The sequence below is a fragment of the Kocuria sp. CPCC 205258 genome, from assembly GCF_040981005.1.
Taxonomy (GTDB): Bacteria; Actinomycetota; Actinomycetes; order Actinomycetales; family Micrococcaceae; genus Kocuria; species Kocuria rosea.
This window is the reverse complement of record NZ_JAVKPS010000016.1, coordinates 34,667-60,065: the sequence shown is the minus strand read 5'-3', so window position 1 is coordinate 60,065 and position 25,399 is coordinate 34,667. Positions and strand designations below refer to the sequence as shown.

Below are 25,399 nucleotides of genomic sequence, written 5' to 3'. Positions count from 1 at the left end.
ATCGACGGCCTCGACATCCCGTTCGTGCACTACACCGACACCGCGTTCTTCGAGTTCGGCATCGACCGGGTGACCGACGAGTCCACCCCGGAGTTCTCCCGGTCCGAGCGGCTGTGGTGCCACCCGGGCCTGCGGCCCCTGTCGGGTCTGGGCAACACCGTGTCCTCCCCGATCGGGGCCTACCGGTGGGAGCACACCGACCGGGCGCTGACCGAGCAGCTGGCCATCGAGGACGAGGGCTACCCCGCCACCGTGGAGCCCGGCCACGCCGCGGTGCGGTTCGTGAACCCCACCACCGGCGGGGACGTCATGCCCACCATCCGGGCCGAGTTCCACCGCTTCCGCCCCGGTGCGCAGACCCGCACGACGCGGGAGGTCGGCTCCAGCGTCTACCAGGTCTTCGAGGGCCGCGGCCGGTTCGTGCTCGACGGCGAGGTCCGGGTCGTGGAGAAGGGCGACCTGGTGGTCGTCCCGTCCTGGACGGCCTGGCAGATCCAGGCCGAGACCGGGTTCGACCTGTTCAAGTTCGGCGACCAGCCGATCGTCGAGAAGCTGAACTTCAACCGCACCTTCGTGGAAGGCGAGGAGAAGTAGCACCGCACCACCGGCGCGCGGAGCGGACCGAGCTCCGGCTGCGCCTCGCGTGCGGGGCACCGAGCCCCACGGACAGCAGACAACTAGTCCGCACCCGACGCTCCCGCGAAACCACCCCTGTGCAGGCGCACAGGGACCACCCAGCCACACACGACCAGGAGAAGTCATTCCTATGAAGCTTGCAACACTGCGCACCGGCGCCACCACAACTGCCGCCCGCCTCGACGGTGAGGTCTACACCGCGATCGAAGGATTCCCCGACGTCGGTTCCCTGCTGGGGCAGGAGAACTGGCAGCAGCTGGCCGCCGGCGCCTCTGGTTCGAAGCACCAGGCCGGGACCGTGGCCCTCGCCGCCGTGGTGCCCACTCCGTCCAAGGTCCTGTGCGTGGGGCTCAACTACAAGTCCCACATCCAGGAGATGGGCCGGGACCTTCCCACTCATCCCACAATGTTCGCCAAGTTCGCCGACACCCTCACCGGCCCCAACGACGCGGTGGAGGCCGTGACCGAGGACCCGGAGCTGGACTGGGAGGGCGAGCTGGTGGTGGTGATTGGGAAGACCGCCTACAAGGTGCCCGAGGAGCAGGCCGGGGACTACATCGCCGGGTACACCGTGGCCAACGACATCTCGATGCGTGGCTGGCAGTTCCGCACCAAGGAATGGCTGCAGGGCAAGATCTGGGCGGCCTCCACCCCGGTGGGCCCGGTCATGATCACCGCCGACGAGTTCGACCCCAGCACCGCCACCCTGCGCACCACCGTCAATGGCGAGGTGATGCAGGAGCACTCCGTGGGCGACCTGCTGTTCACCCCGACCCACCTGGTGTCCTACCTGTCCACGATCCTGCCGTTGCGCCCGGGAGACCTCATCCTCACCGGCACCCCCGGCGGGGTGGGCCGGGCCCGCAACCCGCAGGTCTACCTGCAGGCCGGGGACGTCGTGGAGGTGACGATCGACGGGATCGGCACGCTGAACACCCCCATCGTGGAGCCCGTCCGGCAACCGGCGCCGTTGCCGGCCGCTGGCTCCGCCCGACAGCTCTGAGGAGTCAGCCAGGGTCGCCCGTCAGGACCTCACCACCGACGAGGACCTCAAGGCCCAGCTGCTGCTGGTGCGCCGCGGCACGGCGTTCTGGTCCCGCAAGGTCAACGAGCTCACGGACGACGAGCTCGACGGACCGTCGCTGCTGCCGGGCTGGTCCCGCCGCCACGTCATCGCCCACGTCGGCTACAACGCCCGCGCCCTGACCCGGCTCGTGCAGTGGGCCAACACCGGGGTGGAGACCCCGATGTACTCCTCCCCGGCCGCCCGCAACCAGGAGATCGCCTACGGGGCGACCCTGCCGGCCCGGGCGCTGCGCCACCTCAACGACCACGCCTCGGTGTCCCTCAACGTCGAGTGGCGGGACACCCCGGACGAGGCCTGGGGCCACGAGGTGCGCACCGCCCAGGGCCGGACGGTGCCGGCCACGGAGACCGTGTGGATGCGCACCCGCGAGGTCTGGATCCACGCGATCGACCTCGACAACGGGGCCCGGTTCTCGGACGTCCCGGCCGAGGCCCTGACCCGGCTGCTGAAGGACGTGGTCGGCAGCTGGGCGGGACAGGACAAGGACCCCGGGCTGCGGATCCAGGTCACCGACGCCCCGGAGCTCGGGGAGCTCGGGGCCGGCGCCGGCCAGGACGCGGGGATCCTGGTGCGCGGGGACCTGGCCGCGGTCGCGCAGTGGGCCTCCGGGCGCGGCGGGGCCCGCCTCGAGGTCGGAGCCGGCGCGGCGAACCCGCGCTGGATCTGACCCCCGCCGGCCGGCGCAGGGCCCCGGGGAGCACCCCCGGGCCCTGCGCCATTCAGATGCTGGGATGCAAGGCGGATTCAACCGGTCGTCGCAACACCTTCCTGGAATCGGAGGTGTTCGACGATGGCGACGGCGGACTGGAACAAGAAGACCGGCGATGTGCCCGAGGGCGCGCGTCGGCAGTGGCGCGCAGATCGGGCGCTGCGGCCGCCGATGCGCTCACCCGGGCGACCTGATCCCTCACGGGCGGTGCAGCGCCAGTTCTGGAGATTGATCGCCACGGGCGTCACGACCGTCGAGGCGTCGTTGGCGGTCGGTGTGTCGTGGCCGGTCGGAACTCGCTGGTTTCGCCACGCTGGCGGCATGCCGCCGATCTCATTGGCTGAACCCACCGGGCGCTACTTGTCCTTCGAGGAACGCGAGGAGATCGCGCTGCTGCGCGCCAGACAGGTTGGCGTGCGTGAGATCGCGCGCAGGATCGGGCGTGACCCCTCGACGATCTCTCGCGAGCTGCGCCGCAACGCGGCTACGCGGGGCGGGAAGGCGGAGTACCGGGCGCTGGTGGCGCAGTGGAAGGCCCAGCAGGCGGCGAAGCGCCCGAAGACCGCGAAGCTGGCGACCGATGACAGGTTGCGGAAGTACGTGCAGGAGCGTCTGGCCGGCACCGTCCGCAGGCCTGACGGCGCGGTTGTCGTCGGGCCGCAGCCGCCGGCATGGAAGGGGCTGAACAAGCCGCACCGGCAGGACCGGCGGTGGGCGATCGCGTGGAGTCCGGAGCAGATCTCGCATCGGTTGAAGCTTGACTTCCCGGATGATGAATCCATGCGCATCAGCCACGAGGCGATCTACCAGGCGCTGTTCATCCAGGGCCGTGGCGCGCTCGAACGCGAGCTCGTCACCTGCCTGCGAACAGGCCGCGCACTTCGACAGCCACGAGCTCGAGCGCAAAACCGACCCGCAGGGCATGTCACCGCGGATGTCGTCTTCTCCCAGCGTCCCGCTGAAGCTGCGGACCGCGCTGTTCCCGGCCACTGGGAATCTCAATGCTGTTGTCAAGCAGCCAGGAGTGCTTGCGTGGGGGCCGGTTCTCGGTATGGGGTGTGGTCGCGGAGCATGGCCCAGATGACGTTGAGACGGCGGCGTGCGAGGGCGATGAGCGCTTGTTTGTGTGACTTGCCCTCGGCCCTTTTCCGGTCGTAGAAGGTCCGGGATGCCGGGCTGTTTTTGAGGCTCGAGAGGGCGGCGAGATAGCAGGTGCGCAAGAGCCGGCGATTGAAGCGGCGGGGCCGGTGGAGGTTGCCGCTGATGCGTCCGGAGTCGCGTGGTACGGGTGCGAGCCCGGCGACGCAGGCGAGCCGGTCGACGGTGTCGAATCCGTCGAGGTTGCCGCCGATGTTGGCGAGGAAGGTGGCGGCCAGCACGGGCCCGAAACCGGGCATGCTCAGCAGGACGTCGGCGCTCTCGTGCTGCTGGAATCGTTCGGTGATCTGGCGGTCGAGCCCGACGAGTTCCTGATCGATCGCCGTGATCGCTGCGGCCAGTGTCGCTACCAGTGCTGATCCCACCGCTTGGGTCGGAATGGTCGTGTGCTGGGTGTTGGCGGCATCGATGGCAGCTTGGGCGACGGAGGCACTGTTGCGGCAGCCACGATCTTTCAGCCACGCGGTGAGCCGGGTAACGCCGATGCGCCGTATCCCCTGTGGGGTCTGATAGCCGGTCAGCAGGGTGAGCGCTGCTTTGCTCTTGGAGTAGTCGAAGGCCCGTTCCAGCGCGGGGAAGTACTCCAGCATGGTGGCTCGGAGCCGGTTAATGGCCCGGACCCGGTCGCAGATCAGGTCGGTGCGCCGGGAGGTCAGAAGGCGCAGGTCGACGCTGATCTGATCGGCGCCGCGAACCGGTTGCAGATCGGTGCGCATCCGGGCCTGATCGGCGATGATCCGGGCGTCTTTGGCATCGGTCTTGCCATCGCCGCGGTAGGTCGCTGCAGCATGGTGGACGATTCTTCCCGGGAGATAGAGCAGCTGCTGACCGTGGGCGGCCAGCAGCGCGATCAGCAGTGCTGCACCACCGGCGTTAAGATCCGTGGCCCAGCACACGGCGTCGCCCGCGGCGACATCCAGCACGCGTCCGATGAGCTCGAGCAGTGCGGTCTCGTCGTTCTCCACCCGTTGGGAGAGCAACACCGTGCCCGCCCGATCGATCACCACGCAGTGATGTGCTCTTTTCCCGGCATCGATGCCTGCCCACACGCTCGCCATCGTCCTCATCCTCCCGCCCGGTCGCTATTCGAGGCCCTGTCGATGACCGCGCCGGCACGTCCTTACCCAGCGATCAAGGTCGCAATTCTCAATCAGCGGTCGAGTCATCGGCGGGCAGCGGGCGGCCATTCCCAGTGAGCCGTCCACGCGGCAGGGAGACCTCAGCCATACCCGCCGCCCGAGGGTGATCGAGACACTACGACAGCCCCGAAATCACCCACCACAACAACGTAAGGAGGGGGATCTGATCATCGGCACCGGTCGGTCAGCGATCGGCACGCTCGTGGAACGCAAGAGCCGCTCGACCCTGCTGGTGCACCTTCCCCGCTCGGAGGGCTGGGGCGAGGCCCCGCCGGTCAAGAACGGTCCCGCGCTGGGTGGCTACGGCGCCGCGGCGATGAACGCCGCGCTCATCGCGTCGATGACCAAGCTCCCCGAGCAACTTCGCAAGACGCTCACCTGGGACCGCGGCAAGGAGCTCTCCGGCCACGCCCAGTTCGCGCTCGAGACGGGCACGAAGGTGTTCTTCGCAGACCCGCACTCTCCCTGGCAGCGCCCGACGAACGAGAACACCAACGGGTTGCTGCGCCAGTACTTCCCCAAAGGAACGGACCTCTCACGCTGGTCCGCCGAAGACCTCGAAGCAGTCGCCCTTGCTCTCAACAACAGACCCCGAAAGAGCCTCGACTGGAAGACTCCCGCGGAGGTCTTCGAGGAGCAGCTACGCTCTGTTCACCAACCCCGTGTTGCAACGACCGGTTGAACCCAGGCAATCCCTCGGGAGCGCGCGTGCCACCGGCGGCGTAGCTGCGGGCGGTAGCCAAGATCCCGGCCACGGTCTCCAGCTCGGGCTCGTTCCGAGGGCCGTAGACCATCACCATGCCCGGGGTCAGTCGCACGCCGGCCAGCGGGTGGGCCTGGGCCCAGCCCTTCGTGATCGCGTCGGCGACCAGCGGCCTGGGCAGGGCCACGTGCAGGGAGCCGTCGTAACGGGGGTGCTGATGGGCGAACTCCCCGGCCGGCGGAACGAGAAAGGCATCCAACGGACCGGCCGCGGTGGGCCCCAGCATCAGCCCGTGGGCTCCCGGCACGGAGATCGCCGACTGCCGCACCGTCACACCGGGCAGCGCGGCCAGCCGGGCGAGGAGACGCTCCTGAAGTTCAAGCGGGGCGATGTCGGTGAGCTGCTCCTGTGGAATGGTCCAGGACACCGTCGGCCTCGCTCCGGACCGCGTGGGAAGGCGCCCGTCCAGCGCATCAGTCCAGGTGGCGGCAACGTGTGCCGGCGCCAGCGGTCCGCGCCGGTCCAGGAACGCCAGACGCTCCTGGATCCAGCCACCGAGCTCCGCCAGGGTGGGCACGGTGATGCCGTGGCCGCCGGGGTCGCGCCGGGCGTAGGCAGGGGCGCCGGAGTCCCCGAGGAGGTAGGACCAGGTGCGGTCCAGCAGCTCGCGCGGAATGATGGAATCCTTCTCCCCCTGGGCCACGAACACCGGGATCCCCGCCAGCTGAGCGGGACCGGCGGTAATGCCGGCGTCGAAAGGCAGAGTGCCGTAGAGGATCCCGGCCCCGGCGAACCGGGACGGCTCCTGGAGTAGCAGGGCACCCGCGAATGCGGCCCCGCCGCTGAAGCCGATGAGCACCACCGGCCGTCCTGCCGGGGCGACACGGTCGAGCCAGGCGCGGAACCAGGCCGTGGTGGCGGCCAGTGACGCGGCCAGCGGGCGGCCGATGCCGCGGTTGGCGAACCAGGCGAATCCCCCGCCCTCGGCGATCGGGGCGCGCACCGCCGCGTAGGCCGGCCCCACCGGCAGGCGGGAGGCGAGGGAGAGGATCTCGCGTTCGTGGGAGCCGCGTCCGTGCAGCAGCACGACCAGCGGGGCGCCCGGGTCGGTGGACCCGGCCGTGGCTACCACCGGGTCGCCGAACAACGTCTCGCTCACGCGCTCTCCCCCACGTTCTCCTGCGACGGTGCGGTTGTCCCGGCCTGGATGCTGCCAGCCGTTCGGACACCCGACCAGCGGAGCAGCTCCGCGGCCAGGTCCAGCGCCTCGACCGGGGCCTCGGTCTCGTAGCGACCCCAGTCGGAACGGGGCAGCATCCACATGATCTCGAACTCGTTGCCGTCCGGATCGACACCGTAGACGCTCTTGGTCGCCCCGTGGCTGGATTCCCCGGTGTAGGCCCCGGCCGCCACCAGCTGCTCGCGTGCCACGGAGAGCTCCTCGATGGTGTCGACCTGCCAGGCCAGGTGGTACAGCCCGATTCCGCCCCGGCGCTTCGGCGGCGCACCGGCACCGAGGCCGAACAGGCCCAGGTCATGGTGGTTGCCCGAGCGCGGCAGGCGCAGGAACACCGCATTGGCACGTGGCTCCCGGGCGACAACGTTCATCCCGAACACCCCGGCGTAGAAGCCTTCGGCACGGGGTAGATCGGAGACGAACAGCACGGCGTGATTGAGGCGGACGGGATCGATGGGCACGACATTCTCCTGAGGACGCAGGCACCTGTCACAGGTCCCGGGAAAGGAACGATGAATCCCTGACAGCGTGACAGCATGTACTTTCTGAGTCAACTATTGATCTGTAAAGCACATACGGACCACCCAGCGACCAGGCGGAACACTCCGCACTGGCCAGCACCCCCGGGGGCAACGCCAGAGGCGGGGTGACTGCCGCCCCTCCCTCGCTGCGTGACTCGCACCCACCATCCGGGCCGGAAGCGCACCACAGCTGGTCGCCATGGTGTGACACAGAAGCCTTTAGGCTGCGGCCACCCTTGCATGTGAGGCTGCTCACCCGTAGCATTGTCCTAACAGGCGGATTCCGCCTGAAGGATTGTTACCCGGACACGGGGCAAGACCTGAGACGCACCAATGGTGCATCTCAGGTCTTTTTTTGTGCCCGAAATCGGAGAGAGAGGCCTGTCATGGCTGTTGTGGACTACCGGTCGTTGGCCGCAGGGATCGTGCAGGAGGTGGGTGGCGAGAGCAACATCGCTTCCGCCACCCATTGCGCCACCCGTCTGCGCCTGAAGCTGCGCGACGACTCCAAGGCGGACAAGGCCGCCGTCGAGAAGCTGCCCGGGGTGATCACGGTGATGCAGGCAGGGGGCCAGTACCAGGTCGTCATCGGCGACAACGTGCCCACGGTGTACGCCGAACTGGGCCGGATCACCAAGTTTGGCGACGAAGAAGCGGCCGCCGGTAGTGACGATGCCCCCAGCGGGAACATCTTCAACCGGTTCATCGACCTCGTCTCCTCGATCTTCCAGCCGATCATCTGGCCGCTGGCCGGAGCCGGTCTGCTCAAGGCGTTCCTGAGCGCAGCCACCCAGTTCGGCTGGCTGGACGCCGAGTCCCAGACCTCCGTCATCCTCGCCGCGGCTGCCGACTCGATCTTCTACTTCCTGCCGCTGTTCCTGGCGGTCACCGCCGCCCGGCGGTTCAAGACCAACCAGTTCACCTCCATGGCCATCGCCGGCGCCCTGGTCTACCCCTCGATCGTGGAACTGGCCGCCGCCGGCGCCCCGGTGTCCTTCGCGGGCCTGCCGGTGGTGATGATGAGCTACACCAGCTCGGTGATCCCGATCATCGTGGCGGTCTGGCTGCAGGGATACCTGGAGCGCTTCCTCAACCGGGTCATCCCCGCGGCGTTCCGCAACTTCAGCACCCCGCTGCTCAGCATCCTCATCATGGTCCCGTTCATCCTCATGACGGTCGGCCCCATCACCACCCTCGCCGCCCAGGGCCTGTCCGCCGGCATCAACGCGATCTTCGGCTTCGCTCCCTGGCTGGCCGGGGCCATCATGGGTGGCTTCTGGCAGGTGTTCGTTCTCTTCGGGCTGCACTGGGGTCTGGTGCCGACCATGATCAACGATCTCGCCACCCAGGGCTACTCCCTTCTCATGGGTCCGCTGGTGGCTGCTGTGCTAGCCCAGGCCGCCGCCACCGCGGCCGTCTTCGCCCGGACCCGCAACGCCGCCCGCCGCGAGGTGGCCGGTCCGGCCGCCCTGTCCGGGTTCCTGGCCGGGATCACCGAACCGGCGATCTACGGTGTGAACCTGCCGCTGAAGAAGCCCTTCTACTTCGGCATCGTCGGCGGCATCGTCGGCGGGGCCATCGCCTCCGCCGGGGGCAGCGCAGCCAGCTCCTTCGTCTTCGCGTCGGCTCTGGCACTGCCCGCCTACACCGAGGTCGGAAGCTTCACCATGCAGCTGATCGGCACCGGTATCGCCGTGATCATCGCCTTCACCCTCACCTTCCTCTTCGGCACCCGAGAGTCCGAGGCCGTCACCGCGCCTCCCGCCCCGATCGAACAGACCGGCACCACGTCCTCTGCCTCCTCGCCCGGCACCGGGGCGAACGGTGCCACCGCAGCCACGGCCACCCTGCCCACCGGCACGGCCACGGGCACCGAGGTCTCGGGCACCGTGGAGGTTCTCTCCCCCGTCGACGGCGCGACCGTGGCCCTGACCGACGTTCCGGACAAGGTCTTCGCCTCCGGCGCCATGGGCCAGGGCCTGGGCATCGTCCCCACGGACGGCCACGTCTACGCTCCCCTCTCGGGGACCGTCAAGGCCGCCATGAAGTCCGGGCACGCCTACGGCATCAAGTCCCCTGACGGAGTCGAGGTGCTGGTGCACATCGGCATCGACACCGTCCAGATGGAGGGCCGCGGCTTCAGCCCGGCCGTCGCCCGCGGCGACCACGTCGAGGCCGGCGATCTTCTTGCCGTCGTCGACCTCGATGTGGTGGCCGAAGCCGGGTATGACTCCACCACTCTGGTGGTCGTCACCAACACCGCCCAGCTGGCCGGCGTGGTCCCGGTCGCCCGGGGCACCGTGACACACGGTCAGCCGGCGGTCACGGTGCAGGTCTGAACCAGGACCGGCACAGGACCCGGAGCAGACACGACTAATGAATGATGGACCACAGACGAAGGAGCAGATGATGACGACGACGACTTCCCCCGACACGTTCCCGAACGGGTTCCTCTGGGGCGGCGCGACTGCCGCCAACCAGATCGAAGGTGCCTACAGCGAGGGCGGCAAGGGCCTGTCCATCCAGGACGTCATGCCGCACGGGATCAAGACTCCCCCGACGGACGGCCCCACCCCGGACAACCTCAAGCTCGAGGCGATCGACTTCTACCACCGCTACGCCGAGGACATCGCCCTGTTCGCCGAGATGGGCTTCACTGTCTTCCGGTTCTCCATCGCCTGGAGCCGGATCTTCCCGTGCGGTGACGAGGAGACGCCCAACGAGGAGGGACTGGCCTTCTACGACCGAGTTCTGGACGAGCTCGAGAAGCACGGCATCGAACCGCTGGTGACGATCAGCCACTACGAGACCCCGCTGCACTTGGCGCGGAACTACGGGGGCTGGATGTCCCGGGAGCTGATCGGCTTCTACGAACGCTACTGCCGGGTCCTGTTCGAGCGCTACGGGGAGCGGGTGAAGTACTGGCTGACCTTCAACGAGATCAACTCGGTGCTGCACTTCCCGTTGATGTCCGGCGGAATCCTCACCCCGAAGGACCAGCTGTCCCAGCAGGACCTCTACCAGGCGGTCCACCACGAGCTGGTGGCCTCGGCCCGGGCCACCCGGCTGGCCCGGGAGATCATGCCCACCGCTCAGGTGGGGTGCATGATTTTGGCGATGCCGGTCTACCCGCTGACCCCGGACCCCGCGGACGTGGTGGCCACGATGCACACCGCCCACGATTCCTACGCTTTCGGCGACATCCACTGCCGCGGTCAGTATCCCGGGTACCTGCTGCGCCGCTTCCGGGAGAACGGCATCGAGCTGGAGATCACCGACCAGGACCGCGAGGACCTGACGCACACCGTGGATTTCGTGTCCTTCAGCTACTACATGAGCTCGTGTGAGACTGGCGACCCGGCCCGCAAGGTCACGAGCGCCGGAAACCTGTTGGGCGGGACGCCCAACCCCACCCTCCAGGCTTCCGAGTGGGGCTGGCAGATCGACCCTCAGGGTCTGCGAGTGGTGATGAACGACTACTGGGAGCGGTGGCAGAAGCCGCTGTTCATCGTCGAGAACGGGCTCGGGGCCGTCGACGAACTCGTGGAGGTCGACGGCACGAAGACCGTGGTGGACGACTACCGCATCGGCTACCTCAACGACCACCTCGTCCAGGCTCGCGAGGCGGTGGCCGACGGCGTGGAGCTGCTGGGCTACACCACCTGGGGGTGCATCGATCTGGTCAGCGCCTCCACCGCTCAGCTCAGCAAGCGCTACGGCTTCATCTACGTGGACCGCAACGACGACGGCACCGGCACCCTTCAGCGCTACCGGAAGAAGTCCTTCGACTGGTACCGCCAGGTCATCGCCACCAACGGAGGATCCCTGCAGTAGGAGCCGTGCTGTGACGCCCGGTGGTGGGGGCACGAGAATGCCCCCACCACCTCTTCGGGGAGCCGACTCCGGAGGAATCGACAGGAAGGAGGACGGCGTGGAGGTGCTGCGCGTCTTCAACAACAACGTCGTCCTCGCCCGCAATCCGACTGGGGGCGAGGTGATCCTCACCGGTCGCGGCCTGGGTTTCCAGGCCAGACCCGGGCAGAGGGTCGACGAGTCCAAGGTGGTTCGCGTCTTCGTCCCCGACGACGGGCGCGACGCGGACAACTTCGGGGCTCTGGTGGCCGCCATTCCTCCGGAGCACCTGCTGATGGCGGACCAGGCCCTGGAAGTCGCCCGGGGACAGATGAGCACCCCGCTGAGCTCCACCACGGTGGTGGGCCTGGCCGACCACCTGAGCTTCGCGATCAAGCGCCTGCGGCAGGGCATCGACATCGAGTACCCCCTGCGGGCAGAGGTCGCCCACCTCTACCCCGACGAACTGCGGACCGCCCAGCGGGTCCTCGACCACGTCAACACCGGTCTCGAGCAGCCGTTGCCGGAGGCAGAGGCCGTGCCGATCGCCCTGCACCTGGTCAACGCCGGCTTCGCCACCGGCGATCTGTCCTTCACCTACCAGATGACCGGGGTCTTCGCCCAGCTGTTCGAGGTCCTCGAGCAGGCTTATGGCCGGCCCCTCGACCGGGAGACCGTCAACGCCGCCCGATTCATCACCCATCTGCGCTACTTCTTCGTCCGCGCTCACACCGGCCGGCAGCTGGCCGAAGGCGCCACCAAGCTGGGCAACGCCATCCGTGAGGCCTATCCAGAAGCCTTCGCCACCGCGCTCAAGCTCCAGGCGGTGCTCGAGCTCCGGCTCGGCGAACCGCTCACCGAGGACGAGGTGACCTATCTGACGCTGCACGTGGCTCGGATGGTCGATGATCTCCGCGTGCCCTAGCGCACGACCCGTGACCCTTGACCGGGGTCCGAGAGCCCCACAAAGGAACCTTCAGACAGCGACGAGTCCGTGACGCAGGAACGCGTTCCACACCCCGTCGTCGCGCACGCTCGTGGTGGTCTCGTCGGCCAGCGCCTTCAGCTCCGGGGCCGCGTTGCCCATCGCGATGCCCACGCCGCACACCTCGAACATCTCCACGTCGTTCCAGCTGTCCCCGATGCCGATCGCCACCGACCGATCGACATCGAGGTGTTCCAGCACCGATTCGATGGCCGAGCCCTTGGTGGTCCCGCGCATGCCGATCTCGCCGTTAGATCCGGCGGGCAGCGGCATGCTGCCGGGCACGACGTGGAATCGGTCGCCCAGCTCCTCTTGGGCGCACGCGACCGTGTCCACCGCATCCCCGAGGAACACCGCCTTCGCCACACAGTCGAGATCGACGTCAGCGAGATCCCGGGATCGTGGCACCTCTTGAGGCGCCGTCTGCGGTTCGTCCGGCTCACCGTGGGCGCTCTGCCAGCGGTGCAGCATGGCATCGAGCTTCTCCTGGACCTGCGGTGACGCGTGGACGGCGGCATCGGTCTGCAGGAAGAAGAGGATGTCGCGGTGCTCGAAATAGTCGATGAGGCGTTGCACGGCGTCGGACGGCATGGGTTCGGCGACGACGGTCTCAGCGCCGCTGGTGGCATACGCGCCGCCATTGGTGATTGCGCCGTCGAAGCCGATGGCGCTCACCTGAGGGGGTATCGCCCCGGCTGAGCGTCCGGTGCAGAGGTACACGAGATGACCCGCCGCGCGGGCCCCCCTGACTGCCGCAACGGTCGAGGGAGCGATGGCCTTGCCATGGTCGAGAATCGTTCCGTCGACGTCGAGGAAGGCGATACGGGTGGGAGTCATACAGTTCTCCAATACAGTCATTCTCGGGACGTTGCGTGGCCATGTGGACCACCAGCGCGGGCAGTATCACCGGATCGGTGTCGCCCAGCGTACGTACGAATTCGGTGTACCTGTCGAGGGGCTCTCAGTGGAGCGGGCGAGGGTGCCGTGTCACTCCATATTCTGGGCGAAGTTGACGAGCCCCTTGCGCTTGCTCGTTCACGGCCGCCTCGCTAGCCAACCCTATGCACCCCCGTATGCTGCAACTCGGTTTTCGCCACGACCGGCAAGGCCATCTCTAATAGGAGCCGAATTTTGTCAGGGAGTGAGCGATGCGACATGACGGTAGCTGGCCGATTCCCAATGCTTGTCGAGAGGCGGCCGCGTCGTGCAAGGACGTGGGGGGCGTGGAGTCGGTGAAGTTCTGCTCGGTGGTCGTGCACTGCACCGACTCCCCGGTGATCGGTTTGACCCCAGGGACGCTGCTGCGCCTGTCTGCCGGGGAGCTACGCGTCCTCTGAAGCTCACCGCGGGGTGCTGGGCGCCTCGCTGAGTCTCCCGCAGTACATTTGCTGGCGCGAACTGGTCCGACGGGGCTCAGAGCCTCCTGGGCGCCGTGACAGCCCAGCCGTGCGTGGACCTGACGACGCCGGGCGAGTGCTCCACACACATGGGACGCTGAGGGCCGGCAGAGTGCCGGTACCACCGTGACCCAGGAGCCGCTGCCGTGCTGACCGACTTCCCTGCCGACCTCGCCGGCCCGCAGATCGACGCCGAGTGGATCTCCCGCATGAGCACCGGCGCCTGATGGGGTCGTCTGCACGCGATGGACCTTGCCCGCCACGGTGTCACCGAGTTCAGGGACCCCTACGAGGAGTAGTTGTCTGAGCTGCGCACCCACCAGGGGTGCACCGGCGCCTTCCAGCGCGTCACCGCGGAGATCGACCGCTGCGAGGCCGCCGGGCTGCCGACCGCCTCCTACGGGGTGGCCGACACTCCCCGAGCAGTTCTTCGCCAAGCGCCCTGGGCTGGCCACCGATCCACGGAACTTCGCGGTGGCGTTGTGGATCCACCGCAAAGTTGACCATCCCGCCCACGGCGGGTGGCGGTGATCCAAGTGGGGCGAATACGTCGGCGAGCAGAACTCCCAGGCGGAGTTCCTGTACGACGAGCCGGAGATCGAGCAGGTCGTCTCCTTCGAGATCTACGAGATCGCAACCGTTTCCTGATCTCCCAGGGCCCTTGAGGCCGCCGGCGGGCGCCCGCACACTGAGGACTGGACGGCCCACTACATCACAGGCCAGGAGGTTCCCCGTGGACGGAACGGCGCTGCACGAGACCGCGATGCGCGTCGCCGGGGAGCTCCCGGCGGTGACGCACACCTTCCCGTTCGGCCCTGAGCACGACGTTTTCAAGGTCGTCGGCAAGATCTTCCTGCTGGCCTCGCACCTGGCCGGGAAGCCGATCGTGACGCTCAAGTGCGAACCGGCCCATGCCCAGGCGCTGCGCCAGGAGTTCGAGACGATCGTCCCCGGCTACCACCTGAACAAGAAGCACTGGATCACCATCACCGCCGGCCCCGGCATCACCGCCGACCTCGTCGAGGAGCTGGTGCTCAACGCCTACCTGCTCGTGGCCGAGAACCTGCCGCGCGCCAAGCGCCCGCTCGGCCTCGAGGCGCTGCAGCGGGACCGCGAGATCGTGGTCGAGGAGGACGAGCAGCGGAGCTGACACCCTCCGCCGACGCTACGGCGGTGGCCGGCAGCAACGAGTTTCCATAATCGCGGCGAGGCCGCGGTCGCCGACCGGCGGGACACCGGGCTGCCGGTGGAGCCTTTCGAAGTTACCGACCTCGCCGCCTGGCCGCAGTCAATCGGGGAGTCGCCCATGGTCGGGCCCTCCGGGTCGGCGGTCATCGGGCGGTCCAGGGGCCGGTCCACGGTGATGGCCTGGCGGAACTCCTTGGAGAGCTTGTGCCGGACGTCGTGCCACTCGTCGCGGATCTTCTCCGCCAGCGCGTCCTTCTCCTTCTGGGTGGTGGGCCGCTGCAGCGCCGACTGGATCAGGCGTAGCTGCTCGTCGTACTTGATGTAGGCGGCGCGGTCCACCGGGCGCCACACGATCGCGGTGGCGCGCACCGCGTGGTTGGCCGTGCAGGAGCGCAGTGCGGCGACCATGTCGGTCACGCCGTTGCCCTTGCCGGACTCCCAGGAGCGGATCGTCTTCGCGATCGCGGCGACGGACTCGGAGGCGAGGTCGTCCTTGTCGGCCAGCTGGGTGCCGGTCTTGGATTGGACGGAGTACATCTCGTAGTACTTCCGGGCGGCGTCCTGGGCGTGCTTGAGGACCTCCTCGCCGGAGAAGATCTTGCCGTCGCGCTGCTGGAAGACGATCTCGCCGTCGGCGGGCTGCTCGGCGCCGGAGGTGGCGTCGAGGTCGAGGTCGGCCTCAGCCAGCGGCTGGGTGCCGAACTTGCCGTCGGTGGCGCGGGAGGTCTCGCGGGCGGCGGCCGCGGAGATCATCTGGTTCGTCATGACCGTGTTGTGTACGGCGAACCCGGGCGCCGAACGGCTCATAAACGTGATCTATGTCACAGTTGCTTGCGCGCCGGTCGGTGCCGCACACGGGCGGCGACGCTACCTGCCGATCATCCGCTGACCTGGGCCGACCGCCGGGATCTGTCCGGGGCCGTCGATACGCTGGAGATGCCGAGCGGATCCGGGCGACCGGGCCTGCGAGGCGAGCACGATCCGACCTGCACCACGAGACCCCTGGGGGCCCACTACATGAGCGAGATCCACGTCATCCTGCACGTCAACTTCTACGACGACCCGGAGAACCCGACGTCCAAGACCCACCACGGCATGATCGCGGCCAAGTCCGTGCGCTTCGCCTTCCCCCCGCGCGCCGGTGATCGCCTGTTCCCCTACATCCTCGGCCCGGACAACACCGACCAGCCGATCGTCCAGCACGTGCAGCACGGTCCCAAGTTCAACGATGAGACCGGTCCTGCGGAAGCCATCGTCACCGTGACCGCGCGCTTCAATCAGAAGGTCGTGGACCACCTCGAGCAGACCGAAGGCTGGATGCCTCACCTGGACCACCGCTACTGATCGGGGAGCGAAGCCGCAAGCCCGCCGATACCGGACGCGGTTGCACGATCTGACGTCACAGCTCGGGGTGGCACTCCCCCGCCCCGAGCTTGGCGAGCCCGGCCCGGTCGCCGGCGGCGAACTCGGTGGCCTCCGTCGAGGTGGCATGCATCAGCTGGCTTGGGTCTTCCACATGGGTGAGCCCGGCGACGTGGGCGATCTCGTGCATGATCGTCGCCTTCACCTGGGACAGCCCCTGCGGGCGCATCGCGACCTGCAGCAGGTCCGGGGTGTCGAGCATGACGTGGCCGGAGACGATGACGCGCTGCCCGTCCGGGGCTTGGCGGATGATCGACGCGGCGACACCAGGGCCGACATGCACTTCATGGGTGTCCGGTGCGTCCTCCTCGGCGCGGGCGGCGAGCACCTCCTCGTCGTAGACACCCAGCTCCTCGATCGAGAGGAACCGACCGTCGGTGACCTTCGGCGAGGGGCCCTTGTCGGCGGCCAGGCAGGACAGCACCGCCGGGCACCAGTCGCACAGCGCGGAGGCCTTGGTCGCCAGGTTGGCCACCCCGCGCCCGCCTTGCCCATCTACTTGTTGTGCGCGGCCCAGGCGTACTCGTGGCGCTCCAGCGCCTCGTCGAGCGCTTCGTCGGAGACGTCGACGTCTATGAACTCCCCGAAGCGGGTGTATATCAGCCGGGCGGCGACCGGGCGGATGCCGGTGAGCTTCTCGATCATCAGCACGTAGATGCGCAGCTGGTCGTGGACGGTCTCGTCGCCCTTGCGCGGGAGCTTTCCGGACTTGTAGTCCTCGACCAACAGCCGCGGCGTCCCGTCGGGGGCGGTGCCGATCTGGGTGACGCGGTCGACGAACCCGCCGGAGGGGACTCCGCCGACGAGCTTGCCGTCGACGAGATGATCGCCCAGGACGACCCCGGAGCAGTCGAGCTCGATGCCGGGGATGTGGGTGAAGCCGGCCTCGGCGAGGAAGGCGTCGCGGTGGCGCTCGGCCACAGCCACGGCCGCACCTTGCAGGGTGGTGGCGTCGGTGGGCTTGCGGGTGGGCAGGTCCGGCATGTCGAGGTCGGCGATGACGATGGAGGTGACGTCCTCCATGGCGAAGTAGCCCCGGCCGGCTTCGGCCCTCTCGGTGACCCAGCGGGACTTCGTCATCTGCTGGGAGGCGACCTCGTCGTCGGTCGCGTCGGCCTCCAGCGGGAAGAGCACGTCGGACATCTCCAGCACGAGCCGGTCGAAGAACGCCGGGGTGCGCTTGGCCGGCGGGGCGACGGTGATGGCCTCGAGCACGGCGTGGACGCAGGTGCCGGTGAAGGTCGCCGCGTATGGGTTCTCCTCCTCCTCCCCGGTGAGCTTCTCGACCGCCCAGCGGGTGGGGCAGTCCTTGGTGAAGATCTTGGAGGTGGAGGGCGAGAGCGACTTGCGGCGCAGCTTCTCCACGGTCTCGGGCTCGGTGATCTGGAGGCGCTTGCCCTTCCAGTGGCCCTTGCCTTCGAGCAGGCCCACGGCGGTGCCGGGCTCACCGCTCTCGGTGTCGGTGGCGTCGGTCGCGGCGGTCGTGTTCTTTCCCATGCCACTGACTGTGTGGATGCACGCGCCGGCGGCCGGGGCGGTCGGGCGAAAGTGTGATCAGTGGTGAGGACCAGCCAAAAACCGCGTGTTTCCGGGGATCTTGGTGAGGGTGAGGACCAGTGAGGACCACCGGGGAGGGGGTGGGGCACAGCGGGACGCACTTAGGGTCATTTTGACCATAAGGGGCCGGATTCCGGTATCTCCCCAGGTGAGGCCCTATAAGGTTATCTCTCTTCTTAAGGAGAAAGAGAGTATATGGGGCACAGTGAGGACCAGAGGACCATGCATGAGACCCCCTATACGTGAGGGCTGAGTTGTAGGGGGTGGACTTCCATACAAACAACCCCTCCCTATATGGGGGTGCTCTCGGGAGGTCCTCAGTGTCCACCGGCACTCGAAAATGGTCAAAATATACATTTGACCTGCGGAAACAGACAAAATCCGTGGTCCTCAACGTGGTCCACGGTGGTGCACGGCGGTCCTCATCACACAGGTGTTTGACTCGGGCTTGACACCCCGATTAGGATCGCTGTGTCCACGCCGCCGAGCAGCGACCTAATCGAAGGAAGATGCTCCCACCGATTTGGTGACATGTGCTATCGTGAAGCTGAAGATGTAGCGGAGCGGAGCAAGGGCCGAAGGCTCTGAAGCTTCACGATAGCACATGACCTGTGATTACCCAGGTCAGACCCGTTTTCCGTCGTTTCAGAGACACGCCTCTCCCCCATCGCGCTTCCTCGTTCGCGACGTCATCTGACCGCGCGAACCGTCCCGAATCGTCGCGAACGCTCCTCATCGACGTCGCCGACAACATGATGGGGTCGTCCGAACCCCACCCCCGCGGCTCGAATTTGGTGTTCCATGCCCGCTCCAGCACCCACGCGCAGCCCGAATGGTCCGGACGCGCAGCGCACACTGATCGCGGCCGGGACCCCGAGGAGATACTCGACGGCTCGGTCTACTCCGTCTCCTTGCTATGGGGGTGGATCAGCACCCGGGAAGCGGAGTTCCGTGTGTCGTATGTCCCCGGACTCACTCAGAAGCGATCCGGCCCGAGCCACCTGGCCGTCCTGGGCTCGGCACGGCCGGCTCTTGGACCCGCACCCACCGGTCGAGACCAACCACTTGCTGGACGGCTGCGCCTCCTACCTCGGCCAGCTCATGCGCGCTGCGGTGCAGGCAGCGCCCTGGGTCGTCGGGGAGCATCAAATCGCCAGTCACCCACTGCTCAACCGCCCGATGATCACCACTGACCACTACCAGGTCTTCCTGCTGGCCTTCCCGTTTTACGGCGCCTACCGGTCCCCCCACGGCCTGCCCCGGATGTCCGGGACAGAGTTCCTTGCCCACGCCCGCCGCACCATCAACGCGCTGAACGGTGAAGTCGCCGAGTCCGCAGACCTCGCGGGACCGATGGTGACGGTGGTCGCCGAGGTCGACTGCTTCGACGTCGGACTGCGCTAGGACATCGTTGAGCACCCAGGCCTGATGGAGCATCTGATGCGCGAGCTCGCCGATCGCGCCGGCGTCGTGTCGGTCCACCGCTACGGACCTGCCGCCCTCACCGTGAACTTCCGCGACTGGGACGAGCTGCAGCTCAAGCTGTGGTGCGACCTGTGGCTCGAACGCCACCTGCCGCGCTGAACACGCCACCGGCCAGTTGCTCGGCCGTACGCGCTACCCGCTCCCCTACCGTGGAGGGATGGACCTCGCGACGATGACCTTCAAAGCGACGATCGACGCCGGAGTCCTGCACCGTGCCGCCGGCGCCAACCCGATCGTCCCCACGTCCTGGGACTTCACCACGCTGCTGCTCGGCGGGACGCTGATTGCCCTGGTCGCCCTCGCGATCATCTCCCTGTCCCGCGACCGGCACTACACCCCGGCCCAGCGACTGCTGTGGCTGCTGGTCATCCTGGCGGCCCCGGTAGTAGGGCCGATCCTGTGGTTTGCCGTCGGCCGGCGGCACGCACTCGAGCACCAGGAAGGGTGAGGCCATGGCAGCCGAACGGAACGGACACACGAGCGCCTCTGCCGATGCGCCCGCCCCGACTCGCACACGTCGACGCACCTGGGTGCCGCGCGCGCTGGGGCGCGTGGCGTTGATCGTCCTCGTCATCCAGGTGAGCTTCGAGGTGATGCTGCGCAGTGACTGGTTCACCGCGAATCCGCAGCTCGCGACCGGGCTCCTCGCCACGGTCCTCGTCTTCCTACCCGCCGGCGTCTGGGCAGTGATTGACGGCTACCGCTGGGCCCCCACCCGCCAAGTGGTCATCCTCTGGGCGGTGGTGGCAGCTGGGGTGGCCATTGTGAACCACGTCTACGGCTCCATGATGGGGTTGTGGGGATACGCGCTGGAACTGCCGCTAGAGGTGGTGGCGCAGATAGTGACGCCGCTTCTGCCGCTGGCCGTGATGCACGCGGCACCTGCCGCCCTACTGGTGCTGCTGGGCGCGGGCCTGCACCGCTATCGGGACTCGGGCATCGCGTCGTAGTCCGCGGCTCGGGCATCCTGCCGCGCCTGCTTCCGTGCCTTCCTCTTGTCGCGCCACTGCGTCCCGATGACCGAACCGATGGCCAGCCCGATCCCCAGTAGCACGTTGTCCGTGCGCACGGCGAACCAGATCAGGAACGCCAGCAGGAAGGGCAGCGAGATCAGCGCAACCATTCCCTGCCGTTCGGCCCGCCGTACCTGGGCGGACTGCGGAGCCCGGTGCCGCGGACCCTCCGCGCTCACTGACTTCCCCGTCGCCGCTGGCGGATGACCTGTGCCATCATCACCACGAGCAGCACCGATCCTGCCACCATCACCCAGCCACCCCAGCTGCCTCGGAGCAGGAACACGTTGCGGCCCAGCAGTATGACCGCGGCCAGCACGATGATCAGCCACTCGATCCGCTTCGGCACGTCGCTCCCCCTCCCCCACAGTCCCCGGTGCTCGCATCCTGGCACGCGCGCGCCAGCCCTGTCCCTCCCCTCTTGTGGCCCGCGCGGAGCATCGGCGCCCGCCGGTAGCGTCAGAGCCATGGACGAGACTGCCCAGCGCATCGACGAGGTGCCCGTACCGAATGCCGGGCAGGTCCTCGTGCGCACGCTTCCTGTGGCGGCTGTGGTGATCATCGGGCTACCGCTGGTCATCCGACTCGTGCTGGACGAGAACGGTGACACGCGCACCCCCTGGTGGCCAGTGCCGCTGCTCGCGCTATTCGGCCTGGCCTTCCTCACCGACCGCTACGCCCAGGCGCCGCGCCCCCGGATCGACCAGCGAGTCGGGGACGCGCGATGGAAGCCGGCGTTCGCGGCGGCCGCGAAGACCGGATCCCTGCCGGAGCATCCCGAGGTGCGGACCGCGGTTGGTGTCGTCGCCTGCGAGACCCTCGAAGGACTGGTGTTCGGTGTCGCCATGCTCGTGGCGATCGTCCTCAGCGCACTGGCCGCCCCAGGCTTCCCGTGGCTGAGTGCACTGAGCTTCCCTGTGATCTTCACCGGAATCAAGGCCGTCCGGGCCCGCCGCGCCTGGGTCTACTTGCGCTCCCTGCACACCGCCGAGCCCGCGGCTGACGACCTGAACCAGGAGGCGCCGTGACCAAGGGAAGAGCTCCGGTCAGCGGAGCCATCGCGATCGCTTGTGGGCTCCTGTTCGTCACCACCGTCATCCTCGCGGTGACCGTGGACCTGTCGTGGTTCACGGTGGCGAGCACGCTGATGAACTTCGTGCTCACCGTGCTCATCTGGCGTCGCTTTCAGGCCAGCGACCTCGAGTACCTCCAACGCATGGAGCGCCTTGACCAGCGACTCAGCGGAGAGCAGTAGTCCTCAGCCAGCGTCCGGAGCTGTACGCCCTGCACGCCGCCGGCCGAACTGGACCCTGGCCTACTCGCAGGGCATGTAGGCCGGCAACTCAGCATCCTCGGCTATCTCCAGCTGCACCCGATAGGCCAGCACTTGGTGCTCCCGCGAGCACCCCGGCAGCTGCGTCCCGGCGCCCGGAACGGCGTCGACCTCCACGGCCACTTCGCTGCCGGGTCGGATGATCATCTCGCCGGGGTTCGCGCCCTCGTCGAAGGCGTAGTGCAGCGCCTGGGCTGAGCGCACGATGCCGGTGACCGGCAGGTGCGGCACGTGCTCGGGCGACTGGTCGTGGTGCTCCTCCCAGTACCCAGGCATCGGCCGGCCGCTGTCCTCGCCCGGGTCGCGGGCCACCAGCTTCCAGGTGACCGCCGAGCCGGTCCGGAACGGATCCCCGCAGCACTGCTGCTCCCACTCGCGCAGCTCCACCTCGATCATCATGACGCGAACCTAGCAGCGGTCTTCGATGCGTGGCGGCTCATCCAGCGCCTGCACTCCGTTCCTCGGCGACGCGCTCGCACTGTCGCTGGATCGCCCCGGCCACCCGGTAGGACTCCTCGGCCGAGACCACCACCGACGTCTCCGCGGTGCTGATGCGCACGCTGGGCCCGCCCATCAGGTAGCCGGTGGCTCCGTCGTCCAGCTGGCGCCGGCCGATGCGCCACCACTCGGTGCGCGGCCCGACGGCCACCTCGGTGATGTCCTCGTACGGAATCCGCATCTTGCGCCAGCCCTGCCGGATGTCCACGGTCTGCTCTTCCAGTCGGATGACGACCGATCGGTGCACGGCGAACGAGTATGCCGTGAAGCCGACGAAGAAGATCGGTCCGTTCGTCAAGAGATACGGGCCCTCCGGCACGAGCATGAACGCGACCATCATCAACGCGAAGAACACGACGGCGATCGCAACCTGGATCCGCAATGGCTGGACCGTGACGAAATGCGGTGCCTCCTCATCGGCGCGATCGGTCATACCTCATGGTCGCTCACCTTGCTGGCCGGGGACAGTCCCCGGCGCCCGGTAGGGCAGGTGTCCTGCCTTCGGTGTTCGAGCACGAAGTGCTCTCCTGCGCGCGACCGTCAGGTCGTGCGGGTCGGCCGCGGTAGCGGAGGTGTGACGGGTGTCGAGGACGGGTGGTGACGTCGATGGGGAGGGGGGTTGGGCGCGGGCGGGGCGCGATGAAGGCGTGGTTGGTGAGAGGGAAGAACGAGGTGTGGGACAGCCCGTAGGGCATCCCTGCTTGCGCTTCCCGACTCGGCGCTGGCGCGCCTCCTCGCTCGCGCTCGTGGGTCTCTGCTGGCCTCCAACTCTTTGCTCCCTGTACTTGTCTCTGCTCTGACTCGTCGGCTGGGAGGGGCGGATCGAGTCACGTTCCGGGCGACGTCGCGGGGCGCGCCACGGGGTCGTGCCGGCGTCGCCGGCGCGGCCGCTGGCGCGTCCTCGCCGACTCGCCGACGGACGTGGCGGGCCCACTTCGTGGGCGAGTCGTCCCCGCACGCAGTGCTTGTCCTGCAGGTGCTTGCCTGGCGGCTCCGCCGCCTGCGTCGTGGCGTCTCGGATGACGGCATGGCGCTCCCCCGGCGCTGGCGCGCGGGCCGACTCTCTCCACCTCCGACTCCGGCTCCATGTCGATGCTCTGCGCTCACCCCGGGGCTGGCGCCCCGGCCCCTCCGGGGCGTCACGTCAGACGCACCGTGGTGGCGTCTCGGGAGGCGTCCCGGTTCGCGTCTCGCAGCCCGGCTGGCGCCGGTCTGGTCCCTGATCGAACTCCGGCTGCGCCGGACCATCTGCGCTACGCGCTCCTCGGCAGCAATGGCGTTCCGGTGGCGGTTCGTGGGCGCTACGCGGCCCGTGGTGGCGTGACGTTGTCCGGCTCGTCGCCCGGAGCGCTACGCGCTTCGGGTTTCATCTCGGGGCCCGGCTGGCGCCGGTCCGACGCGGGCCGAGTGCATGCTCGGATGGCGGATTCTCTGCTGGCGCTGCGCGCCTGGCCGTCATGGTCTCCGGCTCGTGCGACGGGGCGGGAGGCGTCCCGGTTGACGTCTCGTGCCCGGCTGGCGCCGGGCTGGCCGCCGCGATGGATTGCTCGCTGCTTCGCGTGGATCCTCGGCCTTCTCCGCTTCGATGTCGTGATGACTCTCTGGCGCTACGCGCCTCCCCTGTCGTCGGTCTTCTCGGTGGCTGACTCGTAGGCGCTACGCGCGCCGTGACGGGTTCTCAAAGCCGGTGCTCTTCTTCGGGTGCAGGCGCTACGCGCATCGTGGTGGCGTCGGTCATCTCGGTGTCCGGTACGGGGTCGGGGCGCTACGCGGCACGGGGTCGGCGTCACGGGGGACGGTCCGGTTCTCGGGGCGGTGGACGCCACGGGAGGCATCGGCGCTGCGCGCCGCGGCACGATGCTCCGGGGCGTGTCCGCGTAGCGGGAGGCGTCATGGTTCGCGTCTCGTGGGAGTCTCCACGGTCGGCGTAGCCGTTGCTCGAGGTGACCGTCGTGCACGCGGCGACCAGCGGGCGCGTAGCGCATTGCGGGCGGTGCGAGTCGTCGACGAGGTGACCGGGTGCGCGTAGCGCAGAGAGGATTCCGCACGCGATCCGCACGCATGATGACACGAAGCCGTCACGAGGATCCGCGCCTCCGGCGCACGCAGATCATCGCGCTGATGCGCAGCGGGAGGCGTCGTGGTTCGCGACTCGTCAGCGGCCTCCGGCCTGGGAGTCTGCACGAGGTTGGACGGGCTTCGCACACGTGGCGGCCACGCCTGGGAGACAGTGTCGGTGCACGCGATGTGTGCGGTTTCCAAAGAAACGTGTCGACGGCGTTCGCAGCCGGTGCCCGCCGTACACACTGGGGGTGAACGACCACGAACCACCGGTCGCTGGACACGCACACTCGACGCCGAAGGCGTCACGACCACCAGAATGGGACGCACGACGAAGTCGTCTCGCTACGCGAGCGTGCTCCGCACGGCGACCCAGCCTCCCGCGAAGCGGCGACCCCGGCCACGCAAGGGTTCTGGCCAGAGGCAAGCGTCTTCCGTCAGGCGAAGCAGAGAGTGTCGCGAAACGGAGCCGAGGCCTGCGAGGAACCGGTTCGACGTGCACGACGGAAGGGCTCTGGACACCATGGAGTGGTTATAGGGGGAGGCACCCCCGGCGGCGAACTGCACAGATCCGGACTTTTCCGCCCACTTGGACCCTCTACCTGAGCTATAGGGTTGTGGGTGATCTCCGGATCTGTGTTCGACGCATGTTGGTGGGTATGAGCCACAAGACCTTCCTCCTGACCCGCGCTTCCGGGGCCGAGACGAACGCCGCCCAGTTCGGCAACCTCGCCACCATGTTCGCCTCCACCGCCGCCGCCAAGTCGACGTTCACCCTGCTGGTGACGAAGCAGGACGGCGCGATCAGCGACTACCTGCACCTCGACGAGACGGCCGTTCCGAACAACTCCCACGTCACCCTCGCCAACGCGCTCGGTGCGGCGCCGGAGCCGACCGAACTGCCCGACCACATCGACCAGGCGACCGTGCTCGGCCACGCCACCTTCGCCTCCGCGGCCACCTCCCGCGACACGCAGTACGGCGCCGAGAACGCCGACTTCGCCAAGGCCATCGCACCGGTCATCGGTGAGGGTGAGTGGATCGCCGTCACCGCCCGGGCCGCCACGGCGAAGGAGTCGAAGGCGCACCAGAAGTGGCTCGCCCACCGCATGGGCACCGCCCGCCCCACGCACCACTCGATGACGACGAACCCGCTGATCGTCACCGTCCGCGCCGGCGCCGAACCGGGCGGCTGTGTCGTGCGCTCTGGCGGGCAGTGGCTGTGGATCGGTCAGGAGGGCACCCACTTCCCGGACAAGGTGATCCGCGTGGAGATCGACACCCGCGAGGTCGCTAAGGTCCCCGAGGTGGTCACCTCCGCGCTGATCACCGCTCTCCGTCGAGCGGCCTGAGCCGGCACCGGAAGGCCTCGCCTGCCCGACGCGGCCGGCGGGGCGTTCCGTGTTGGAAGTGATCCG

Annotated in this window: 26 protein-coding genes and 2 pseudogenes; 17 read left to right on the top strand and 11 right to left on the bottom strand. The window is 68.2% G+C overall.

All coding sequences use genetic code 11. From position 1 onward, the window contains the following. The 4 genes and pseudogenes from RF644_RS18000 to RF644_RS17985 form a co-directional block, all read left to right on the top strand. The coding region (locus RF644_RS18000; RefSeq protein ID WP_368797555.1) for a cupin domain-containing protein at nt 1-594 on the top strand (594 nt) is incomplete at its 5' end. 172 nt (nt 595-766) lie between these two features. Further along, entirely contained in the window at nt 767-1,639 is an 873-nt protein-coding gene (locus RF644_RS17995) for a fumarylacetoacetate hydrolase family protein (protein ID WP_368797554.1), read from the top strand. A gap of 67 nt (nt 1,640-1,706) precedes the next feature. Further along, nucleotides 1,707-2,390, top strand: a complete 684-nt coding sequence (locus RF644_RS17990) for a maleylpyruvate isomerase family mycothiol-dependent enzyme (protein ID WP_368797553.1) — start codon at nt 1,707-1,709, stop codon at nt 2,388-2,390. A gap of 363 nt (nt 2,391-2,753) precedes the next feature. After that, nucleotides 2,754-3,428 (top strand): annotated as a pseudogene (locus RF644_RS17985) (transposase); the annotation flags it as partial. Nucleotides 3,429-3,442: 14 nt separating this feature from the next. Here RF644_RS17985 and RF644_RS17980 read toward each other — a convergent pair. Further along, nucleotides 3,443-4,657 carry an IS110 family transposase gene (locus RF644_RS17980; RefSeq protein ID WP_368797552.1) on the bottom strand — a complete coding sequence of 405 codons (1,215 nt, stop codon included), beginning with the start codon at nt 4,655-4,657 and terminating at the stop codon, nt 3,443-3,445. Between the two features lie 226 nt (nt 4,658-4,883). Between RF644_RS17980 and RF644_RS17975 the strand changes: the two are divergent. Further along, nucleotides 4,884-5,411 (top strand): annotated as a pseudogene (locus RF644_RS17975) (IS30 family transposase); the annotation flags it as partial. Here the strand turns inward: RF644_RS17975 and RF644_RS17970 are convergent. Next, nucleotides 5,308-6,591, bottom strand: coding sequence for a luciferase family protein (locus tag RF644_RS17970; protein ID WP_368797551.1), 1,284 nt, complete (start codon nt 6,589-6,591; stop codon nt 5,308-5,310). The pseudogene RF644_RS17975 and the gene RF644_RS17970 sit on opposite strands and share 104 nt — an antisense overlap. After that, a complete protein-coding gene (locus RF644_RS17965) occupies nt 6,588-7,130 on the bottom strand; it encodes a VOC family protein (RefSeq protein ID WP_368797550.1) in 543 nt (180 codons plus the stop codon). Before RF644_RS17965 ends, RF644_RS17970 begins: the two co-directional genes overlap by 4 nt. Nucleotides 7,131-7,576: 446 nt before the next feature. On the opposite strand from RF644_RS17965, the gene RF644_RS17960 reads away from it, so the two are divergent. The 3 genes from RF644_RS17960 to RF644_RS17950 all read left to right on the top strand — a co-directional run bounded on the left by RF644_RS17960 (nt 7,577) and on the right by RF644_RS17950 (nt 11,967). Beyond that, nucleotides 7,577-9,529 carry a beta-glucoside-specific PTS transporter subunit IIABC gene (locus RF644_RS17960; RefSeq protein ID WP_368797549.1) on the top strand — a complete coding sequence of 651 codons (1,953 nt, stop codon included), beginning with the start codon at nt 7,577-7,579 and terminating at the stop codon, nt 9,527-9,529. Between the two features lie 70 nt (nt 9,530-9,599). Continuing rightward, a complete protein-coding gene (locus RF644_RS17955; protein WP_368797548.1) occupies nt 9,600-11,024 on the top strand; it encodes a glycoside hydrolase family 1 protein in 1,425 nt (474 codons plus the stop codon). 97 nt (nt 11,025-11,121) lie between these two features. After that, nucleotides 11,122-11,967: a PRD domain-containing protein gene (locus RF644_RS17950; RefSeq protein WP_368797547.1), complete on the top strand. Its 846-nt coding sequence runs from the start codon at nt 11,122-11,124 to the stop codon at nt 11,965-11,967. A gap of 51 nt (nt 11,968-12,018) precedes the next feature. Here the strand turns inward: RF644_RS17950 and RF644_RS17945 are convergent, their stop codons facing one another. Beyond that, a complete protein-coding gene (locus tag RF644_RS17945; protein ID WP_368797546.1) occupies nt 12,019-12,864 on the bottom strand; it encodes a Cof-type HAD-IIB family hydrolase in 846 nt (281 codons plus the stop codon). 1,293 nt (nt 12,865-14,157) lie between these two features. On the opposite strand from RF644_RS17945, the gene RF644_RS17940 reads away from it, so the two are divergent. Further along, the gene (locus tag RF644_RS17940; RefSeq protein ID WP_368797545.1) at nt 14,158-14,574 is read left to right on the top strand and encodes an MmcQ/YjbR family DNA-binding protein; all 417 of its coding nucleotides are present in this window, start codon (nt 14,158-14,160) and stop codon (nt 14,572-14,574) included. On the opposite strand, the gene RF644_RS17935 is transcribed toward RF644_RS17940, so the two are convergent. Continuing rightward, the gene (locus RF644_RS17935; protein ID WP_368797544.1) at nt 14,466-15,377 is read right to left on the bottom strand and encodes a hypothetical protein; all 912 of its coding nucleotides are present in this window, start codon (nt 15,375-15,377) and stop codon (nt 14,466-14,468) included. The two genes, RF644_RS17940 and RF644_RS17935, sit on opposite strands and share 109 nt — an antisense overlap. Before the next feature lie 252 nt (nt 15,378-15,629). On the opposite strand from RF644_RS17935, the gene RF644_RS17930 reads away from it, so the two are divergent. Beyond that, a complete protein-coding gene (locus RF644_RS17930; RefSeq protein WP_368797543.1) occupies nt 15,630-15,956 on the top strand; it encodes a hypothetical protein in 327 nt (108 codons plus the stop codon). A 55-nt stretch (nt 15,957-16,011) separates the two neighbouring features. On the opposite strand, the gene RF644_RS17925 is transcribed toward RF644_RS17930, so the two are convergent. Together RF644_RS17925 and RF644_RS17920 are read right to left on the bottom strand one after the other, a co-directional pair. After that, complete coding sequence (locus RF644_RS17925) at nt 16,012-16,509, bottom strand: matrixin family metalloprotease (RefSeq protein WP_368797542.1); 498 nt, start codon at nt 16,507-16,509, stop codon at nt 16,012-16,014. 20 nt (nt 16,510-16,529) lie between these two features. Then, the gene (locus RF644_RS17920) at nt 16,530-17,531 is read right to left on the bottom strand and encodes a RecB family exonuclease (protein ID WP_368797541.1); all 1,002 of its coding nucleotides are present in this window, start codon (nt 17,529-17,531) and stop codon (nt 16,530-16,532) included. Between the two features lie 1,092 nt (nt 17,532-18,623). Here RF644_RS17920 and RF644_RS17915 point away from each other — a divergent pair. The 4 genes from RF644_RS17915 to RF644_RS17900 all read left to right on the top strand — a co-directional run bounded on the left by RF644_RS17915 (nt 18,624) and on the right by RF644_RS17900 (nt 20,026). Beyond that, the gene (locus tag RF644_RS17915) at nt 18,624-18,995 is read left to right on the top strand and encodes a hypothetical protein (protein ID WP_368797540.1); all 372 of its coding nucleotides are present in this window, start codon (nt 18,624-18,626) and stop codon (nt 18,993-18,995) included. Nucleotides 18,996-19,019: 24 nt separating this feature from the next. Next, the gene (locus tag RF644_RS17910) at nt 19,020-19,175 is read left to right on the top strand and encodes a hypothetical protein (protein WP_368797539.1); all 156 of its coding nucleotides are present in this window, start codon (nt 19,020-19,022) and stop codon (nt 19,173-19,175) included. A 73-nt stretch (nt 19,176-19,248) separates the two neighbouring features. After that, nucleotides 19,249-19,524 carry a PLD nuclease N-terminal domain-containing protein gene (locus RF644_RS17905; protein WP_368797538.1) on the top strand — a complete coding sequence of 92 codons (276 nt, stop codon included), beginning with the start codon at nt 19,249-19,251 and terminating at the stop codon, nt 19,522-19,524. 4 nt (nt 19,525-19,528) lie between these two features. Beyond that, a complete protein-coding gene (locus RF644_RS17900; protein WP_368797537.1) occupies nt 19,529-20,026 on the top strand; it encodes a hypothetical protein in 498 nt (165 codons plus the stop codon). On the opposite strand, the gene RF644_RS17895 is transcribed toward RF644_RS17900, so the two are convergent. Further along, nucleotides 19,999-20,199 carry a hypothetical protein gene (locus RF644_RS17895; protein WP_368797536.1) on the bottom strand — a complete coding sequence of 67 codons (201 nt, stop codon included), beginning with the start codon at nt 20,197-20,199 and terminating at the stop codon, nt 19,999-20,001. The genes RF644_RS17900 and RF644_RS17895 overlap by 28 nt on opposite strands. Nucleotides 20,200-20,264: 65 nt before the next feature. Further along, the gene (locus RF644_RS17890; protein WP_368797535.1) at nt 20,265-20,438 is read right to left on the bottom strand and encodes a hypothetical protein; all 174 of its coding nucleotides are present in this window, start codon (nt 20,436-20,438) and stop codon (nt 20,265-20,267) included. Nucleotides 20,439-20,556: 118 nt separating this feature from the next. Here RF644_RS17890 and RF644_RS17885 point away from each other — a divergent pair, with 118 nt between their 5' ends. Together RF644_RS17885 and RF644_RS17880 are read left to right on the top strand one after the other, a co-directional pair. Then, the gene (locus tag RF644_RS17885; protein WP_368797534.1) at nt 20,557-21,117 is read left to right on the top strand and encodes a hypothetical protein; all 561 of its coding nucleotides are present in this window, start codon (nt 20,557-20,559) and stop codon (nt 21,115-21,117) included. Then, nucleotides 21,114-21,344 (top strand): hypothetical protein, encoded by a 231-nt coding sequence (locus RF644_RS17880; protein ID WP_368797533.1) that lies wholly within the window; start codon nt 21,114-21,116, stop codon nt 21,342-21,344. The genes RF644_RS17885 and RF644_RS17880 overlap by 4 nt, the downstream gene beginning before the upstream one ends. Before the next feature lie 60 nt (nt 21,345-21,404). Here the strand turns inward: RF644_RS17880 and RF644_RS17875 are convergent, their stop codons facing one another. Together RF644_RS17875 and RF644_RS17870 are read right to left on the bottom strand one after the other, a co-directional pair. Beyond that, nucleotides 21,405-21,821 (bottom strand): DUF6578 domain-containing protein, encoded by a 417-nt coding sequence (locus RF644_RS17875; RefSeq protein WP_368797532.1) that lies wholly within the window; start codon nt 21,819-21,821, stop codon nt 21,405-21,407. Nucleotides 21,822-21,858: 37 nt separating this feature from the next. Then, entirely contained in the window at nt 21,859-22,353 is a 495-nt protein-coding gene (locus tag RF644_RS17870; protein WP_368797531.1) for a hypothetical protein, read from the bottom strand. Between the two features lie 2,287 nt (nt 22,354-24,640). On the opposite strand from RF644_RS17870, the gene RF644_RS17865 reads away from it, so the two are divergent. Continuing rightward, nucleotides 24,641-25,333 carry a hypothetical protein gene (locus RF644_RS17865; RefSeq protein WP_368797530.1) on the top strand — a complete coding sequence of 231 codons (693 nt, stop codon included), beginning with the start codon at nt 24,641-24,643 and terminating at the stop codon, nt 25,331-25,333. Nucleotides 25,334-25,399 lie beyond the last annotated feature (66 nt).

Bases quoted from the DNA above. Each gene is read 5' to 3' on its own strand.
- RF644_RS17995 (WP_368797554.1), top strand. From the start codon at position 767: ATGAAGCTTGCAACACTGCGCACCGGCGCCACCACAACTGCCGCCCGC.
- RF644_RS17980 (WP_368797552.1), bottom strand. From the start codon at position 4,657: ATGAGGACGATGGCGAGCGTGTGGGCAGGCATCGATGCCGGGAAAAGA.
- RF644_RS17960 (WP_368797549.1), top strand. From the start codon at position 7,577: ATGGCTGTTGTGGACTACCGGTCGTTGGCCGCAGGGATCGTGCAGGAG.
- RF644_RS17955 (WP_368797548.1), top strand. From the start codon at position 9,600: ATGACGACGACGACTTCCCCCGACACGTTCCCGAACGGGTTCCTCTGG.
- RF644_RS17945 (WP_368797546.1), bottom strand. From the start codon at position 12,864: ATGACTCCCACCCGTATCGCCTTCCTCGACGTCGACGGAACGATTCTC.
- RF644_RS17935 (WP_368797544.1), bottom strand. From the start codon at position 15,377: ATGACGAACCAGATGATCTCCGCGGCCGCCGCCCGCGAGACCTCCCGC.
- RF644_RS17930 (WP_368797543.1), top strand. From the start codon at position 15,630: ATGAGCGAGATCCACGTCATCCTGCACGTCAACTTCTACGACGACCCG.
- RF644_RS17920 (WP_368797541.1), bottom strand. From the start codon at position 17,531: ATGGGAAAGAACACGACCGCCGCGACCGACGCCACCGACACCGAGAGC.
- RF644_RS17910 (WP_368797539.1), top strand. From the start codon at position 19,020: ATGGAGCATCTGATGCGCGAGCTCGCCGATCGCGCCGGCGTCGTGTCG.
- RF644_RS17905 (WP_368797538.1), top strand. From the start codon at position 19,249: ATGACCTTCAAAGCGACGATCGACGCCGGAGTCCTGCACCGTGCCGCC.
- RF644_RS17900 (WP_368797537.1), top strand. From the start codon at position 19,529: ATGGCAGCCGAACGGAACGGACACACGAGCGCCTCTGCCGATGCGCCC.
- RF644_RS17895 (WP_368797536.1), bottom strand. From the start codon at position 20,199: ATGGTTGCGCTGATCTCGCTGCCCTTCCTGCTGGCGTTCCTGATCTGG.
- RF644_RS17885 (WP_368797534.1), top strand. From the start codon at position 20,557: ATGGACGAGACTGCCCAGCGCATCGACGAGGTGCCCGTACCGAATGCC.
- RF644_RS17875 (WP_368797532.1), bottom strand. From the start codon at position 21,821: ATGATGATCGAGGTGGAGCTGCGCGAGTGGGAGCAGCAGTGCTGCGGG.
- RF644_RS17870 (WP_368797531.1), bottom strand. From the start codon at position 22,353: ATGACCGATCGCGCCGATGAGGAGGCACCGCATTTCGTCACGGTCCAG.
- RF644_RS17865 (WP_368797530.1), top strand. From the start codon at position 24,641: ATGAGCCACAAGACCTTCCTCCTGACCCGCGCTTCCGGGGCCGAGACG.